This window comes from Nocardioides yefusunii, assembly GCF_004014875.1.
GTDB lineage: Bacteria > Actinomycetota > Actinomycetes > Propionibacteriales > Nocardioidaceae > Nocardioides > Nocardioides yefusunii.
On record NZ_CP034929.1, the window covers coordinates 587,670 to 604,056 of the forward strand.

Consider the following 16,387-nt stretch of genomic DNA (forward strand, 5'->3'; position numbering starts at 1 on the left):
CCCACGAAATGAATGCCGTCCAGGGCCTGTCCCTGGTGTCCCGAGAGGTTCCTCCCATGTCTTCTGCCTTCAAGATCAGTGGCCTGCACAAGGCCTACGGCTCCAACGTGATCGTGGACGATCTCGACCTCGAGATCGAGCAGGGCGAGTTCCTGGTCCTGCTCGGCCCCTCGGGCTGCGGCAAGACCACCACCCTGCGCTGTCTCGCCGGTCTGGAGACCCCCGAACGAGGCACCATCGAACTGGCCGGACGCCCGGTCTTCGACGCTGCTGCCCGCACCAACGTCCCCGCGCACCAGCGCAACCTGGGCATGGTCTTCCAGTCGTACGCACTGTGGCCCAACATGACGGTGCGCAAGAACATCGCCTACCCGCTGAAGGTCCGCAAGATGAAGGACGCCCTCGCGGCAGGCCGGGTCGAGGAGGCCGCGGCGATGGTCGACACCGGCCACCTGCTCGACCGCTACCCCTCCCAGCTCTCCGGTGGTCAGCAGCAGCGAGTGGCCGTCGCCCGAGGTCTCGCGGCGCGCCCCGAACTCGTCCTCTTCGACGAGCCCCTCTCCAACCTGGACGCTCGCCTGCGTGACTCCGTGCGCACCGAGATCCACCGCCTGCACGAGAGCCTCGGATTCGGCGCGGTCTTCGTCACCCACGACCAGTCCGAGGCCTTCGCACTGGGCGACAAGCTCGCGATCATGAACAAGGGTCGGATCGAGCAGATGGGCACCCCGCAGGAGGTCTTCGACAACCCGGGGACCGACTTCGTGGCCGAGTTCATCGGCATGGCCAACCGCATCGAGCTCGAGCGTGCTGGTTCCCGGTGGCGGACGCGCGGCGGCAACGAGATCGAACTGCTCCGCGAGCTCCCGGACGCCCAGCACGTGGTGGCCCGGCTCTGGCCCGACGACGTCGCCCTGCACCGCGCCGGTGACCGGGTGCCTGATCACGCCGTGGCGCTGGACGCGGTGCTGCTGGCCTCCGAGTTCGGTGGACGGCACTACGACGTCACTGTCGCTGCGGGGCCGGAGCAGTTCCGTCTGCGCGTCGCGTCGGCACAGCACGGCGCATGGTTGCGCAGCGCCCACGAGGGCGAGCCCGTGGTCATCTCCTTCCGCCCCGAGGCGATGCAGGTCTACGCCGACTCGGCCCCCGTCGCACCCGCGCAGGCACTGGCGGCCACCGCGTGAGCACCGGTCTCAGCGCCGCCGCGACCGCGGAGGACGTCGTCCTCCCGGCGACCATGCAGGCCTGGCAGTGGACCGGCACCGGCCGGCCCCTGACTCTGAACGACGTGCCCGTGCCCCGGCCGGGCCCCGGTGAAGTCCTGCTCCGCGTGCGCGCGGCCGGGATGTGTCACTCCGACGTGGGGGAGCTGGACGAACCGTCGTGGGCGGAGAACATCCACCAGAACCCGATCACCCTGGGACACGAGATCGCCGGCGACGTGGTCGCTCTCGGCGAGTCGGTCACCGGCATCGAGCTGGGCCAGAGATTCGGGGTGTTCCCGATGGGGGACACCGTGCCCGGCTACGGACGGGACGGCGGGTATGCCGCGTACCACCTGGTGTCGGCGTCCGACCTCGTCGCCGTTCCGGACGGTCTGGGCTACGACCTGGCTGCGCTGGGCACCGACGCCGGCATGACCTCGCACCATGCCGTGGTCGAGGTCGCCGGGGCGGTCCCCGGCCAGCGGATCGGGATCATCGGCCTCGGCGGGCTCGGACAGGTCGGCGCGCGGATCGCGGTGCTCCACGGCGCCGAGGTGCACGCCGCCGACACCAACCCCGCGGCCGTCGAACTGGGACGTTCCCTGGGGCTGGCCTCCGTCGTCTCCAGCGCCGAGGAACTCATCGGCCTCGAGCTGGACGCCGTGGTCGACTTCGCCGGGTTCGGGTCGACCACCCAGGCCGGCCTGATGGCCATCCGCAAGGGTGGAACCGTCGTGATGGTCGGCATGGGCGCGCACACCACGCCGCTGGTCACCGCCGACGTCGTCCACCAGAAGGCGCGGATCGTCGGCAGTTCCGGCGGCACCGCCGCCGACATCGCAGCCGTCTACACGTTGCTCGCCTCCGGAGACCTGGCCCCCGTGGTCACGCACCTGCGCTTCGACCAGGTGCCCGAGGGCATCGAGCGGCTCCGGGCCGGAGGCGTCACCGGACGCCTGGTCGTCCTCAACGACTGAAGGAGGAACCGTGGCGTTCGCCCGCGAGGTCCACGTCAGGTCCTACCCCGACGCGGCGGTGGGGCCGGAGCACTTCGAGGTGGTGGAGGTCCCTGTCCCGACGCCCGCCGAGGGCGAGGTGCTGGTGCGCAACACCTGGACCTCGGTCGACCCGGGGATGCGGCTGCGGCTGCGCCCGCACGCACCTGAGGGCTACTTCACCGCCTTCGAGCTGGGACGTCCGATGGACGGGGTGATCACCCTCGGCGAGGTCGTCGAGTCGCGGGCCGAGGGGTTCGCGGTCGGCGACACCGTCTGGCACCCCTTCGGGTGGCGCACGCACGCGGTCGTCCCGGCCGGCGTCGAACTGATGAACGGAGCCGCGACCCTGCGGCGTCTGGACGTCACCGACGTCGAGCCCCAGTGGTACCTCGGTCCGCTCGGGGCGATGGGTCTGACCGCGTGGAGCGGACTGGCCGTGGTCGATGCGTTGAAGGGCGGTGAGACGCTCTGGGTCTCCGCTGCGGCCGGCGCCGTGGGCTCACTGGTGGCACAGATCGGCGTCCTGCTCGGACATCGCGTGCTCGCCAGTGCCGGCACTGACGCAAAGGTCGCCTGGCTGCGCGACGAGGTGGGCGTGGCCGGAGCGTTCAACCATCGCACCCAGCCCCTGGCTCCGACACTGCGTGAGCTGGCGCCGGAGGGGATCGACGTCTACTTCGACAACGTCGGTGGGGACCACCTCGAGGCGGCTCTGGACGCGATGGCCATGCACGGCCGGATCGCTCTGTGCGGCTCGGTCAGCGACTACGAGGGCGAGGCTGTCGGTCCGCGCAACATCTTCCTGGCCACCGCCAAGCACCTGACGCTCCAGGGGTTCCGCGGCAGCCTGCACATCGGCGTGATGGAGGAGATGCAGCGCCGCCTCGGTGGGTGGCTCCGCTCGGGAGAGCTCGTGCAGCGCGAGACGGTGTACTCGGGCCTGGAGCAGGCGCCGAGGGCCATGGCCGACATGCTGGCCGGACGCACCGTGGGCAAGACGCTCGTCCGCCTCGCCTGACGTTGCGGAGCGGACCTCAGGGGGTGCGGAAGTCGACGATCCGGTCGGCCACCTGCTCCAGGAGTGCGGAGTCGTGGGAGACGGCCAGGACGCCGATCCGGCGCGACTTCACCTCGTGCTCGATCCGGTGCCACAGCACCGTCTGGGTGATCGCGTCCAGGCTGGCCGAGATCTCGTCGGCCAGCAGGTAGCGGGGTTCGGCGCAGAGCGCCCGCAGCAGGTTGACCCGCTGCAGCTCGCCGCCGGAGATCTCGTGCGGGTGTCGTCCCAGCCAGTCAGGGTTCACGAGTCCGTGACGGGCCCAGTCCTCGGCGACGATCTCGTCGACGCGCACCAACGCCTCACGACGACGCAGCGGCAACGCCTCGGCCAGCACCTCGCGGATCGTCCAGCGCGGGTTCATCGCGCGGTCGGGGTGCTGGAGCACCACCTGCACCGGCGACGCACCCGTGAACGACGCCAACGGCTCGTCGTCGACGAGCACCGTGCCCGACGCCGGACGCTGCAGCCCGGCGAGCACTGCGGCCAAGGTCGACTTGCCCGACCCTGAGGGGCCACGCAGGCCCACGACCTCGCCGGGCGCCACCTCGATCGCGTGCTCGTGCAGGATCCACGGGCCGCGACGCGACCAGCGGAAAGAGAGGTCGGTCCCGGTCAGCACGGCTGCTCCTCGGTGTGGGGGTGGGCGTGGTCGTGCTCCATCACGTGGAACGTGTGCGCGACGTGGTCGGCCGGTACCTGGAACCCGTTGCCGGGCAGCGCCATCCACAACTGGCGCGAGTACGGGTGCGTCAGCGCGACGCCGTGGCCGGTGAACGCGCTCACCGGCGCCTCCTCCAACGAACGACCCCGGTCGACGACGACCACGCGGTCGGCCACCGTCAGCGCACCGGTGATCTCGTGGGTGATCAGCAGGACGCCGGCGCCGGTCGCGGCGATGCCACGCAGTCGATCGAGGACAGCGGTGACGCTCTCCGACGCCAGACCGGGCGTCGGCTCGTCGGCGATCACCAACGACGGCGATCCCATCAGCGCACACGCGGTGAGGACGCGTCGTCCCATGCCGCCGGAGAGTTCGTGCGGGTAGAGCTTCAGCACCGACGCGTCGAGCCCTTGGGAGGTCAGCGCGTCGAGCGCCCGGGTCTTCGCCTCACGACGCGACGCGCCCTGGAGACGTGCGGAACGGCGCACCTGTGCCCCGACCGTCGCGGTCGGGTCGAGGTGGCTGAGCGACTGCGGCAGGAACGCGACCTCGCGTCCGGCGAGGGCTCGGCGTCCGGCGAGGTCGAGCTCGCGACCCTGCCAGCGGATCACGCCCGAGGACGTCGCGTTGGGCGGGAGCATGCCCAGGACGGCTTGGCCGAGCAGGCTCTTGCCGGCGCCGCTGGCTCCCACGAGGGCGACGACCTCGCCGGCGTTGACGCTCACCGACATGTCGGTGACCGGGGTGAGTTCCCGACGACGCAGGCCGCGTTCGTACTGGGTGAAGGAGACCGCGAGGTGCTGGACCTCCAGCAGTGGCTGGCCGCTGGGCGCAGGAGCAGGAGTGGCGTTCACAGGTGTGCGCTCCTCGGGTCCGAGAGCATCCGTAGGTCGTCGCCGATCCGGTCGATCAGCTTCACGATCAGCAGCAGCGCGAGGCCGGGCAGGGCTGCGAGCCACCAGTGGCCGGCGGAGAGGTACCGCATGGAGTCGGCGAGCAGGATGCCGATCGCAGGCTGGCCGGGGTCGATGCCCAGGCCGAGGAACGACAGCGCCGCCTCGTGCAGGATCGCGTGCGGGAACATCAGGATCACGCCGATCGAGAAGTGCGGCACCAGGTGGACGGCCAGGTGGCGTCGGGCGACGAAGCGTCGCGACGAACCGAAGGTGCGCGAGAGCGCGACGTAGTCGGTGGCGTTGATCTCGCGGGCCACCGAGATCAGCACGCGGGTCAGCCGCGGCCAGTGCGTCAGGCCGACGGCCAGGACGACCGCGTCGGTGCCGCCGCCGAGCGCGAACGCCACGAGGATCAGCAGCACCAGGTGCGGCAGGGCCAGGAAGAGGTCGATCAGCCAGTTGACCGTCGCCATCGCCCAGCGTCCACCGACGGTTGCGAAGAGGGTCAGGGCGATCGAGATCAGGCCCGAGAGCACGGCGGCGGTGGTGCCGACGACGAGGCTGAGCCGCAGGCCCACCATCGTGCGTTCGAAGAGGTCGCGGCCGTAGGGATCGGTGCCGAACCAGTGCTCGCCGCTGGGGGCCAGCGTCTTCTGCGTCAGGTCGGTGACGGCGGCGTCGTCGCGGACGACTCCACCGACGACGACCACCGCAACCACCACCAGCAGTGCCAGCGTGAGACTGGTCAGCGTGCGGGTGCGACGGTTGCGCCACGCGGCACGCAGCGAGGATCCGGTGCGCTGCCCACCACCGTGCGGCGAGCCGGTCGCGGGGGAGAGGGTGGCCTCGCTCATGCGCCGACCTCCTTGGTCTGGGGTGCGACGGCGCGGTGCGCGACGTCGCCGAGGGCGTTGCCGACGAAGATCAGCACCGCGGTGATGATCGAGATGCCCATCAGCAGCGGGACGTCCTGGCGCATCGCGGCGGTGGTGGTGGCCTCGCCGAGGCCGGGGTAGGTGAAGACCTGTTCGGCCAGGACCGCACCGCCGAAGAGCTCACCGACGGAGGCGAACTGCAGCATCAGCGCGGGGGCTGCGGCGTTGCGGACGACACGGTGCAGGACGAGGCCGGGCAACTTCTCGCCCTGGGAACGGGCGAACGAGACCTGGTCGCTGGCCAGTGCCTCGATGGTGGCGTGCCGGGTGTGCAGCAGGACCGGCGAGACACCGACGACGCTGAGCGTCAGGGCCGGGAGCACGAGGTGGTGCAGACGCTCCAGCAGTGAGACCTCGCCGGGCAGTGCGCCGATCGGGCCGGCGCAGCAGACCGGCGCCCACTGCAGTTGCACGGCGAAGACGTAGAGCAGCAGCAGGCCGACCCAGAAGGTCGGGGACGACGCGAGCGTGTAGGCGAACCATGACAGGACGCGGTCGGTGAGGCGACCCTGGCGGGCACCGGCGACGAGGCCGAGGATGAACCCGAGGACACCGGAGAAGATCCAGGCCAGGGCCATCAGCGCGAGGCTCGCCATGAACCGTTCGCCGATGACGTCGAGGACGGGTTCGCCGTAGACCTGCGAGGTGCCCCAGTCGCCCTGGAGGAGGTTGCCGGCCCAGGCGCCGAAGCGTTCCAGCGGCGGGTCGTCGAGTCCCCAGCGCTCGGCGATCTGTGCCTTCTGCTCCGCGCTCAGGGCGGCGGAGTCGGCGCCGACGTAGGCCTGCACCGGGTCCACGGGGGAGTAGGAGAGCAGGACGAAGATGCCGACGACGGTGGCGACGAGCAGGCTGAGGAGCCGGAGTAACTTCCCGACGACCAGCCCGGTCGTACGCCCGCCCGTACGGCCGGCAGTGCGCCGGGACGGACTCGGCGCGCTGACTGCCTCGGGGGCGTCAACTGCTGTGGACATGGCTCTCCCGCTCTTATTGCAAAGGGTTCGCAAGAAGAGTAGTCCCGGCCGTCGCCCAGCGGTTCATTGGGATACAAGTTGTATCGAAATGTGGGCATTCGGGTGCCCGTGCGACCCGGTCGCGAGTCAGGCGCGGGCGTTGCGCCAGCGCAGCAGCGCCTCGGTCCGCTGCTCGGAGTGGTCGACGATCGGGCGCGGGTATCCGTCGCTGTGCCCGTCGTCGTGCTTCCAGGGTTCGAGTGCCTTCTTGCCGCCCAGATGGCGCAGCTCCGGGATCCACTGCCGCACGTACTCCCCGCGCGGATCGAACCGCGTCGCCTGCGCCGTCGGGTTCATGACGCGGTGGTACGGCGCAGCATCGGTCCCGACGCCCGCCACCCACTGCCACCCCAGGTTGTTCGACGCCGGGTCGCCGTCGAGCAGGTGCTCCAGGAAGTGCCGCGCGCCCACCTGCCACGGCAGCAGGAGGTCCTTGACCAGGAAGCTCGCCGTCACCATCCGGACCCGGTTGTGCATCCACCCCTCGGCCAGCAACTGCCGCATGCCGGCGTCGACGAGCGGGTAGCCGGTGCGGCCTTCGCGCCATGCGTCGAACTGTTCGCCCGGCTCGTCGTGGATCCCTGCGGGCGCCGGATTCATGTCGACCCAGAGTGCTTCGGGGCGGTGCCACAGCACGTCGGCGTGGAAGTCGCGCCATGCGATCTCGGCCAGGAACTTGCGTACGTCCGCGTCGAGGTCGACGTCGCCGGGCGCCTCGCCGTTGGCGGCAGCGCGGTCGGCGTGGTCGTCGAGCAGGTCGGCGACGAGCCGCGCGGGGTGCACCTCGCCCAGGCGCAGGGCGATCGAGAGGCGACTGGTCGCGTCCGCGGCGGGCAGGTCGCGGTCGGCCGCGTACCCGGCCATGTCGGCACGGAAGCCGTCCCATCGATGCAGGGCAGCGGCTTCGCCCGCCTCCTGTGCGGGCGCCTCCTGTATGGGCGCCTCCTGTGCGGGTGCGTCGTCGCGGTGCGGGGTCGAGGTGTCGAGGTGGTGCCACGGGACGTCCTCGGGTGCCGGGCCCAAGGGTGGCGCCTCACTCAGGTCGCGTCGCACCTGGTCCAGCCACGTGCGGAAGAAGGGGGTGAACACCTTGGGCTGCGTACCGGCCTTGGTGCGCACGGTGCCCGGTGCGAGCACGTGGCACGAGCCGGCCGACGTCATCACGACGCCCCGGCTGGCCAGTCGATCGGCGACGGCGGCGTCGCGGCGTCGGGCGTGGGGTGTGTGTTCGCCACTGACCACCACGTGGGTCGCACCCAGTGCCTGGGCCACGTCGGGCAGGACCTCTCGGGGGTCGCCCGCCTGCGTCAGCAGGCTGCCGCCCAGGTCGGAGAGGCATGCGGCGAGTGCGTCGACGGCGGCGCCGTACCGCGCACGTCGGGTCTCGCTGAGCGCCAAGGTCTCGTCGAGGACGACGAGCGGCAGCACCGTCGCGCCGCTCTCGTTGGCCAGCGCGGTCGCGGCGCCGATCGCGGGATGGTCCTCGATGCGCAGGTCGCGGCGCAGCCAGACGAGAACGGGAGCGGGTGCGGCGGGTCTGGTCACGTGTCCTCCGGGAGTCGTTCTCCCACGCTCTCAGGTCGCGCGCGCCGCGACCAGTGCCGTGGTGGTTTCGTGCTGGGGCTGCAATGACTGTGGACGCGCTGATGCCCCGTCACCGATGGGGGCGGCGACGGGGCATCAGTTCTCCGTCGGTCACCGGATGGGGACCGGTGGTCAGCGTGCCGACGGAGGGGAGGGGTTGATCGGGAGTTCTTCAGCGAGTACGACGCTAGGTGCACGAACAATCTTTGTCAAAGGTTGTGTTCAAGGTTTGCACAAGGTTTACTCGGGGGTGAGCGCTTCGTTGCACTCGTGTCATCGCCGGGGATCCCGGGGAAGGCGCAGTAGGATCTACGGGCTGACGCCCCACTCGCACGCTGAGGTGGGAAGCGCTGGCTGGGCACGCAGAACTAGGGCGGAGGAAGTCCGGTCCGTCGACCGGGCGAGCAGCTGGCATGTACACGATCAAGCACGCGGCCGAGATGATCGGCGTCAACGTCGCGACCCTGCGCGCCTGGGAACGGCGCTACGAGATCGCGGTCCCCTTGCGCACCGACTCCGGCTACCGCCTCTACGACGACGAAGCCCTGCGCGCGCTCAGCACCATGAACTCCCTCGTCATGGACGGGATGGCGCCCAGGCAGGCCGCGGAGGAGGCCAAGCGGCTCCTCGCCGGGGAGGTCCAGACCCGCACCGTCGTCGTCGACACCTTCGAAGGCATTCCCGACGACGCCGCCGGTGCCACCGAAGCCCTGCTGGTCGCCGCCGAACGCCTCGACGTCGCCGCGGTCACCCGACTGCTCGACGCCCGCTACGCCAGCGCCTCCTTCGAGGCTGTCACCGACGACTGGCTGCTCCCTGCCATGACCGAACTCGGCCTGGCCTGGGCCTCGGGACGCGTCACCGTGGCGGGCGAACACATGGTCTCCCACGCGGTGGTCCGACGCCTCTCCGCGGCGTTCGACGCCGCTGCCGCACCGTTGGCCGGGCCGCGCGTCGTCGTCGGTCTGCCGCCCAAGTCGCGTCACGAGCTGGGTCTGCTCGGCTTCGCGGTCTGCTCGCGTCGCGCTGGTCTGCCGACGACGTACGTGGGCGCCGACCTGCCGGTCGAGGACTGGGCCTCCGCGGTCCGTACTCGAGGCGCATCGGCCGTGGTGCTGGCGGCCTCCATGACCCGCGACCTCGCCCACGTCGAGGCCGTCGTCGAGATGCTCGGTGTCGCCCAGCCGGACCTGCTCGTGGCGGTCGGCGGTGGACTCCAGGACCGCACCCCGGCGTCCTGCGTGCGTCTGGGACACCGGGTCGGCGACGCCGCCCGGACGCTCGCTGAACGCCTCACTGCCTGAGCCGCAACTCCGCTCCGCAATTGTGGGATTGATGCCACCGCCACAGGCGTGTCGGCGCATCGATCCCACAATTGCGCTGCCCGGGCGTCGCTGACGGGCCCGGGGCGAGGGATCAGCGCGGGGCCATGCGCAACGCGCCGTCCATCCGGATGACCTCACCGTTGAGGTAGTCGTGGTCGATCAGGCTCAGGGCGAGCTGGGCGTACTCGTCGGGACGGCCCAGGCGCTGCGGGAACGGGATCCCCGCCGCCAACGCAGCGCGGAACTCCTCGGAGACGGTCGCCAGCATCGGCGTCTCGACGATGCCGGGTGCGATCGTCAGCACGCGGATGCCGTACTGGGCGAGGTCGCGGGCGGCCGGCAGGTTGAGGCCGACGATGCCGCCCTTGGACGCGGAGTACGCGGCCTGGCCGATCTGGCCGTCGAACGCGGCGACGGAGGCGGTGTTGATGACGACGCCACGGGCGCCGTGCTCCAGGGCCTCGGTCTCGGCGATCTTCTCCGCGGCCAGGGTCATGACGTTGACGGTGCCAAGCAGGTTGACCTGGACGATCTTGGCGAAGAGTGCGAGGTCGTGGGGACCCTTCTTGCCCAGGAGTCGGGCGGAGGGGCCGATGCCGGCGCAGTTGACGACGGTGCGCAGCGGGACGCCCGCGGACGCGGCGGTGTCGACGGCTGCCTGCACCTGCTCGACGTCGGTGACGTCGACGCCGACGTAGGTGATGCCGTCGACGGCGGGGGCGGCCTCGATCGCGGTGGGGAGGTCGAAGGCGAAGACCTTGGCGCCTTGCTTGGTCAGTGCCTCGGCGGTGGCGGCACCGAGTCCGGAGGCGCCTCCGGTGACGATCGCGGCGGTGTCGTTGAGCTGCATGGTGTTCCTCTTCCTGGGTCGTGACGGGCTGGGTCGTGACGGGCTGTGCGGGGAGGGTTGGATCAGAGTGGGGGCAGGTGGGTGATCGGGCCGGGGGTGTCCCGGTCGAGCGAGCGGGCGATCACCATGCGTTGGATCTGGTTGGTGCCCTCGAAGATCTGCATCACCTTGGCCTCGCGCATGTAGCGCTCGGCGGCGACGTCGCGGGTGTAGCCGTATCCGCCGAGCACCTGGACTGCGTCGGTGGTGACGCGCATGGCGTTGTCGGTGGCGAGGGTCTTGGCGACGCTGGCCTCGCGGGAGAAGCCGAGCCCGGCGTCCCGCAGGCGGGCGGCGTGCAGGGTGGTGGCGCGGGCCGAGGCGACCGCGATCTCCATGTCGGCGAGCAGGAAGGCCAGCCCCTGGTGGTCGATGATCCGGGACCCGAACGTCTCGCGCTGCTGGGCGTAGGTGACCGCGAGGTCGAGCGCGCCCTGGGCGAGCCCGGTGGCCACGGCAGCGATCCCGAGCCGTCCGGAGTCGAGCCCGGCCAGCGCGATCTGCAGGCCTTGGCCCTCGTCGCCGATACGTCGTTCGGCCGGGACGCGGACGCCGTCGAGCAGCATCGTCGCGGTGGTGGAACCGGTCAGGCCCATCTTGCGTTCGGGGGTGTCGGCGCGCAGCCCCTCGGCGTCGGCGGGGACGAGGAAGCAGGAGATGTCGGTGCGACCGGTGCCGGTGCGCGCCATGACGGTGTAGAAGTCAGCCTCGCCGCCGTGGGTGGTCCACGCCTTCGCACCGTCGAGGACGTAGTCGGCGCCGTCGCGGCGTGCGGTGGTGGTCATCGCGGCCGGGTCGGACCCGGCGTGCGGCTCGGAGAGGCAGTAGGCGCCGAGGAGGTGGCCGGCGAGCATGTCGGGCAGCCAGCGCTGCTGCTGCTCAGGTGTGCCGAAGCGGGCCAGGGGGAAGCAGGACAGGGCGTGCACGCTGACGCCCACCGCGACGCTGGACCAGACCGCACCGATCTCCTCCAGCACCTGGAGGTACACCTCGTAGGTCTCGCCGCCGCCGCCCTGCTCCTCGGGGTAGGGGAGTCCCAGGACGCCGATCTCGCCCAGGAGGGTGAAGACGTCACGAGGGAAAGTGGCGGAGGACTCGGCCTCGACGGCCCGCTCGGCCAGGTCGGCGCAGACGCGACGGGCGAGGGAGAGCAGGTCGGCGGTCTCGGAGCTGCTCATCACGCGGCGTGCGGACACCCGTCTCTCCTGACGTACTGGAATGAGTACTGCGTTCTCGGTGTGAGTACTGTAGCGGCCGTGGAGATGCGTCATGAGAGTTCTCGCAGGTCGGTCGTTCGACGTCCCGTCGGTCGGGTCGAGGTGCGCCGTGACGCCCGCCGGGCAGAGCTGCTCTCCGGTCTCTGTGACCTGTTCCTGGCCGAGGGGTTCCTCGCCTTCGGCATCGGTGACCTCGCCGAACGCCTGCGCTGCTCCCGCAGCACCCTCTACCTCGTCGCGCCCACCAAGGAGCAGTTCGTCCTCAAGGTGGTGCGCACCTGGTTCCGTGACGCCACGGCCGCGATCGAGGCCGAGGTGGCGCTCGCAGACGATCCGGTGCTGCGGATCGAGACCTACCTGCGCGCCGTCGCGCGGGGCCTCGCTCCGGCCTCCCCCCAGTTCTACGCTGACCTCGCCGCCCACGAACCGGCGCGCGAGATCTACCGCCACAACACCGAACTGGCTGCCGAGCGGATCCGGGGTCTTGTGGCTGAGGGCGTCGGCACTGGTCGTCTGCGCGAGGTCGACGCGGTCTTCGTCGGCGCCGTCGTCGCCCAGGTGATGTCGGCGATCCAGGCCGGCGAGATCGCCCGGGTCACAGGCCTGGACGACGCCGCCGCCTACGAACAGTTGGCGCAACTGCTGCTGCGCGGACTGCGTGACCCCGGTGACACTTCGACGCGCTGAGCGTGCGAATCTGTTGCCCCTCCCAGATGTCAGACATTTAAGTCAGGCGGCTGCGGCCACCACGGTTAGAACCACCCCAGGAGTAGACATGAGCGAGCTCGCAGGCAAGACCATCGCCGTCCTCGGCGGCACCGGACCCCAGGGCCGCGGGCTGGCCCGTCGCTTCGCCCAGGCTGGCCTGAGCGTCGTCATCGGCGGTCGCGGCGCGGAGAAGGCCGAGGCCACCGCTGCGGAGCTGGTCGAGGCCACCGGCGGCAAGGTCACCGGTGCCGCGAACCCCGACGCCGCTGCTGCTGCCGACGTCGTCCTGGTCGTCGTCCCGTGGGACGGCCACAAGGAGTTGCTGGAGTCCCTCAAGGACGTCCTGGCCGGCAAGATCGTCGTCGACTGCGTCAACCCGCTCGGCTTCGACAAGCAGGGCCCCTTCGCTCTCAAGGTGGAGGAGGGTTCCGCCACCGAGCAGGCTGCCGCGATCCTGACCGAGTCGACCGTTGTCGGTGCTTTCCACAACGTCTCTGCCGCTCTTCTCGAGGACCCCGAGCTGAGCAGCATCGACACCGACGTCTTCGTCCTCGGTGACGAGCGCGACGCCACTGACCTCGTCCAGGAGTTGGCCGCCTCGATCCCCGGTGTCCGTGGCGTCTGGGGCGGTCGCCGTCGCAATGCCCACCAGGTCGAGGCGCTCACCGCCAACCTGATCGCGATGAACCGTCGCTACAAGACCCACGCGGGCGTGAAGGCCACCGGCGTCTGACCCACCTCGCCACGGGTCACATCTCCGTACGGACGGGCCGTTCTCCCTGGGGGAACGGCCCGTCCGTCGTTCGTCCGTGACCACCGCACCCCCGGACGGGGTGAACATGTTGCAGTTCGCCGTCGCTGACACGCGACGGTGTGGCATTGGTTGTTAAGGTCCTTGACGTCTTGTGCACACAGGGCGACCTGCGCCATCTCGGGGGGCGCTGGCCGCCTGCACGCGGCAGGTTTGGCCGATCACTCTGTCAGTGGAGTGCTCGGCCATTACCGTTTGTGGGTGCGAATCGACTGGCTCCCCGTTTCGGCGGCTTCCCTGGTGGTGGGGGCCACCGGACTCTTCTACGGCGCGCAGACCATGCCACGCCCTGACGGCTACGGGGAGGTGCTCGAGTTCGTCGTCCGGGGACCGGACGGCCTGCTGTCGCCCGCGGTGGTGCTGTTGCTGGGTGCCACGGCGCTGATCCTGGGGCTGCCTGCGCTCAGGTCCCTCGTCCCGCAGGGACGTCGTGAGATCGGCGGGTTCCTCGGGATGGCGCTACTGACCCTGGGGGTCGTCATGATCGCCGGGTTCGCCCAGCAGTTGTTGATGCTGCGCAACGTCGTCACCCACGTCCCGCTGGCGCCGGGGGACCTCACCCGCGTCATGGAGGACGGTCTGCAGGCCGGGATGCTCCAGGGTGCCCACCTCGCCTTCTTCGCCGGCGAGTTGCTGCTCGCTCGCACGCTCTGGGGTGCGTGCCGGGTGCCGTACTGGATCCCGATCGCCCTGGTGCTGCATCCGGTCGCACTCCTGGCAGAACGACTCCTGGGCTTCACCCCGTTCCACGGTCTCCCGGCGTTGTTCATGGCGGCGGGCATGGCCGGGGCGGGGATCGTCGCCAACCTCAACAACCAGCCACGCCACGCCAGCAGTCGGGACATCGCTGCTCGGCACGCCCGCGAGAACGCCGCCTGACGTCAGGGGCCGCGCGTGGGAGTGCTTCACTACCGCGCATGGATCTTGGACTCTCGGGGGCCCGTGCCCTCGTCACCGGTGGAAACCGTGGGATCGGACGCGCCACGGCCCGTGCCCTCGTCGCGGAGGGCGCACGCGTGGTGCTGCTGGGCAGGGACGAGGCAGCGCTGCTGGACGCAGTCGTCGAGGTGGGCGCGGTGGGTCACGTCCTGGCCGACACCACCGACGACGTGACGGTCCGCGCTGCGATGGCGCGCACCGTCGATCTCCTCGGCGGCCTCGACGTCGTGGTCAACGCGGCGGCTCCGCGGGCACTGCCGGGCACACCGACGTCGCTCGAGGAGCTCGTCGAGGCCGACATGCTCGCCGACGTCGACACGAAGGTGGTCGGCTACCTGCGGGTCGTGCGGGCTGCTGCGCCGCACCTGCGGAGGGGCGGGGGAGCGGTCGTCAACGTCTCGGGCTGCAACGCCCGGGTGACCGGCAACATCTCCGGATCGGTGCGCAACATCGGCGTGGTGGCGCTGACGAAGAACCTTGCCGACGAACTCGGCCCCGACGGGGTCCGCGTGACCTGCGTCCACCCCGGTCTGACGGTGACCGAACGCAACCTGGGCGACGTCGACTACCTGGAGACAGCTGCCGGCAACGCGCTGCGTCGGGCTCCGCACGCCTCTGACGTCGCTGACCTGATCACGTTCCTGGCCTCTCCGCGGGCCTGGGTGGCCTCGGGTGCGGTGGTCACCGCCGACGGCGGTCGTCCCGGACACATCTGGGCCTGATCGCTGCCCGTTCCTGACGGCGCTGGTCCCTGACGGCGTCGGCCCCTGCCCCCGCGAAGGGCCGACGCCGCAGAGATCCTCGACGCAGGACGGTGCGCCGTGGGTTCGGGCCCTCCCGCCCGATGCACTCCATTCAAATCTGAATCACCGTCGTTCGTGGACGTTCTGCGCCCTCGGAGCAAAGTCCGGACGATTCCCGAACGGCCTCCTCGACTCCGAACAGCGCTGGTTAGCCTTGTCCGGTGCGCCGGGGGGTGCACGACGTCGTTGGGGGTGGGATGCAGGAGTTGGGGCGGCCGGGGACTGGGCAGGCCGACGCGGTCGCACTCCGTCTGCAGGAACTGCGTCGAGCAGCCGGAGAACCGTCCTACGCCGAGATCGCCCGGGGTGTGGGACGTCTGCGGGAGGCGCGTGGCGTGGCTCCGGAGGCAGCGATGCCGCCGCGCACGACGGTCTACGACGCGTTCCGGCTGGGGCGCCGACGTCTGGATCGCGACCTCGTGGCCGACATCGTCGAGGTGCTGGGCGGGGACCCGGTGCCGGCCGTCGCGCCGATCACGCCGACGACGCCTCTGGCGGCCGTCGCGTCGCTTCCTGAACCGTCCACCGAGGTCACGCCCACCCAGGATGCCGCCGACGAGACGCCCGACGCGGAGCCTGTCGCGGCGCGCGCTGCCGGGTTCCACCGCCCGCGGCCTGCCACCGTCGCGAAACTCCTCGTCCTGGCGTTGGTGCTCAACGTCGTCGGGCAGAGCCTGATGACCGACCTCGACCTCCCGATCTGGCAGGACATGACCGGGACCGCTGTGGCCGCCATCGCTCTGGGGCCGTGGTGGGGAGCCGGTGTGGCCGTGGCGTCGATGGCCGTGGACGTCGCCCTCTTCGGGGACACCGGGTTCGCGTACCTGCCGGTGGCGGTGGCGGGCGCGTTGCTGTGGGGCTACGGCGTGCGCTGGTGGGCGTTGGCCCGTTCCACCGTCAGGTTCCTGGGCCTGTCGCTGGCGGTCGCCGTCACCTGCACCGCCATCTCGGTGCCCATCACCTATCTCAAGTACGACGGATTCACCCTCCACGACTCGGCCCGGCTCACCCAGTCGCTGGCGGAGTCGTTGCCGTGGCTGGTGGCGGCGGTCTTCGTCTCCAACCTCGTCGTCTCCGTCGTGGACAAACTCGTCTCCGGTTTCATCGCGTTGGCGCTCCTGGAGACCCTTTCGATGCGTCGCGCCTGGTTGCGTGACCGGCTGCGGGGACGGCGTTCGAGGAGTTCTGCGCTCTCGCCCGGCTCAGCCCGGGCGTCGCGACGGTGACCGGCAGCGTCTGCGGGTGACCCGTATCGGGGAACAGTTGTTTCGCCGACGTGAAAGTTCGTCGATTCCGATGACGCGGGCGTCGGGGGCGCCTAGGTTTTCATCAGAAGCGACCTG

At 70.6% G+C, this 16,387-nt stretch carries 16 protein-coding genes; 9 read left to right on the top strand and 7 right to left on the bottom strand.

Features of this window, described 5'->3' with window-relative positions; genetic code table 11:
- The first annotated feature begins 56 nt into the window (after window positions 1-56).
- The 3 genes from EOV43_RS02565 to EOV43_RS02575 are packed head-to-tail and all read left to right on the top strand — an operon-like array spanning window position 57 to window position 3,224.
- A complete protein-coding gene (locus tag EOV43_RS02565; protein WP_128219542.1) occupies window positions 57-1,187 on the top strand; it encodes an ABC transporter ATP-binding protein in 1,131 nt (376 codons plus the stop codon).
- Complete coding sequence (locus tag EOV43_RS02570) at window positions 1,184-2,185, top strand: zinc-binding dehydrogenase (protein WP_164878633.1); 1,002 nt, start codon at window positions 1,184-1,186, stop codon at window positions 2,183-2,185. Before EOV43_RS02565 ends, EOV43_RS02570 begins: the two co-directional genes overlap by 4 nt.
- A gap of 10 nt (window positions 2,186-2,195) precedes the next feature.
- Window positions 2,196-3,224 (top strand): NADP-dependent oxidoreductase, encoded by a 1,029-nt coding sequence (locus EOV43_RS02575; protein ID WP_128219544.1) that lies wholly within the window; start codon window positions 2,196-2,198, stop codon window positions 3,222-3,224.
- Window positions 3,225-3,240: 16 nt separating this feature from the next.
- Here the strand turns inward: EOV43_RS02575 and EOV43_RS02580 are convergent, their stop codons facing one another.
- The 5 genes from EOV43_RS02580 to EOV43_RS02600 all read right to left on the bottom strand — a co-directional run bounded on the left by EOV43_RS02580 (window position 3,241) and on the right by EOV43_RS02600 (window position 8,313).
- Window positions 3,241-3,885, bottom strand: coding sequence for an ABC transporter ATP-binding protein (locus EOV43_RS02580; RefSeq protein WP_128219545.1), 645 nt, complete (start codon window positions 3,883-3,885; stop codon window positions 3,241-3,243).
- Window positions 3,879-4,781 carry an ATP-binding cassette domain-containing protein gene (locus EOV43_RS02585; RefSeq protein ID WP_239022193.1) on the bottom strand — a complete coding sequence of 301 codons (903 nt, stop codon included), beginning with the start codon at window positions 4,779-4,781 and terminating at the stop codon, window positions 3,879-3,881. The genes EOV43_RS02580 and EOV43_RS02585 overlap by 7 nt, the downstream gene beginning before the upstream one ends.
- Window positions 4,778-5,677 carry an ABC transporter permease gene (locus EOV43_RS02590; protein WP_128219546.1) on the bottom strand — a complete coding sequence of 300 codons (900 nt, stop codon included), beginning with the start codon at window positions 5,675-5,677 and terminating at the stop codon, window positions 4,778-4,780. The genes EOV43_RS02585 and EOV43_RS02590 overlap by 4 nt, the downstream gene beginning before the upstream one ends.
- On the bottom strand, window positions 5,674-6,729 hold the full coding sequence (locus tag EOV43_RS02595) for an ABC transporter permease (protein ID WP_128219547.1): 1,056 nt from the start codon (window positions 6,727-6,729) through the stop codon (window positions 5,674-5,676). Before EOV43_RS02595 ends, EOV43_RS02590 begins: the two co-directional genes overlap by 4 nt.
- Before the next feature lie 126 nt (window positions 6,730-6,855).
- Window positions 6,856-8,313: a cryptochrome/photolyase family protein gene (locus tag EOV43_RS02600; protein ID WP_128219548.1), complete on the bottom strand. Its 1,458-nt coding sequence runs from the start codon at window positions 8,311-8,313 to the stop codon at window positions 6,856-6,858.
- A gap of 452 nt (window positions 8,314-8,765) precedes the next feature.
- Here EOV43_RS02600 and EOV43_RS02605 point away from each other — a divergent pair, with 452 nt between their 5' ends.
- Window positions 8,766-9,656 carry a MerR family transcriptional regulator gene (locus EOV43_RS02605; RefSeq protein WP_128219549.1) on the top strand — a complete coding sequence of 297 codons (891 nt, stop codon included), beginning with the start codon at window positions 8,766-8,768 and terminating at the stop codon, window positions 9,654-9,656.
- A gap of 112 nt (window positions 9,657-9,768) precedes the next feature.
- On the opposite strand, the gene EOV43_RS02610 is transcribed toward EOV43_RS02605, so the two are convergent.
- Both EOV43_RS02610 and EOV43_RS02615 read right to left on the bottom strand, forming a co-directional pair.
- Window positions 9,769-10,527 carry an SDR family NAD(P)-dependent oxidoreductase gene (locus EOV43_RS02610; protein WP_128219550.1) on the bottom strand — a complete coding sequence of 253 codons (759 nt, stop codon included), beginning with the start codon at window positions 10,525-10,527 and terminating at the stop codon, window positions 9,769-9,771.
- A gap of 62 nt (window positions 10,528-10,589) precedes the next feature.
- Window positions 10,590-11,762 (bottom strand): acyl-CoA dehydrogenase family protein, encoded by a 1,173-nt coding sequence (locus tag EOV43_RS02615; protein ID WP_239022194.1) that lies wholly within the window; start codon window positions 11,760-11,762, stop codon window positions 10,590-10,592.
- Between the two features lie 66 nt (window positions 11,763-11,828).
- On the opposite strand from EOV43_RS02615, the gene EOV43_RS02620 reads away from it, so the two are divergent.
- The 5 genes from EOV43_RS02620 (at window position 11,829) to EOV43_RS02640 (ending at window position 16,270) form a co-directional block, all read left to right on the top strand.
- On the top strand, window positions 11,829-12,470 hold the full coding sequence (locus tag EOV43_RS02620) for a TetR/AcrR family transcriptional regulator (protein WP_239022270.1): 642 nt from the start codon (window positions 11,829-11,831) through the stop codon (window positions 12,468-12,470).
- Window positions 12,471-12,558: 88 nt separating this feature from the next.
- On the top strand, window positions 12,559-13,224 hold the full coding sequence (gene npdG, locus EOV43_RS02625; protein ID WP_128219551.1) for an NADPH-dependent F420 reductase: 666 nt from the start codon (window positions 12,559-12,561) through the stop codon (window positions 13,222-13,224).
- A gap of 279 nt (window positions 13,225-13,503) precedes the next feature.
- Window positions 13,504-14,181: a hypothetical protein gene (locus tag EOV43_RS02630; protein ID WP_128219552.1), complete on the top strand. Its 678-nt coding sequence runs from the start codon at window positions 13,504-13,506 to the stop codon at window positions 14,179-14,181.
- A 38-nt stretch (window positions 14,182-14,219) separates the two neighbouring features.
- Window positions 14,220-14,963, top strand: coding sequence for an SDR family NAD(P)-dependent oxidoreductase (locus EOV43_RS02635; RefSeq protein ID WP_128219553.1), 744 nt, complete (start codon window positions 14,220-14,222; stop codon window positions 14,961-14,963).
- 278 nt (window positions 14,964-15,241) lie between these two features.
- The gene (locus EOV43_RS02640; protein WP_128219554.1) at window positions 15,242-16,270 is read left to right on the top strand and encodes an ECF transporter S component family protein; all 1,029 of its coding nucleotides are present in this window, start codon (window positions 15,242-15,244) and stop codon (window positions 16,268-16,270) included.
- Window positions 16,271-16,387 lie beyond the last annotated feature (117 nt).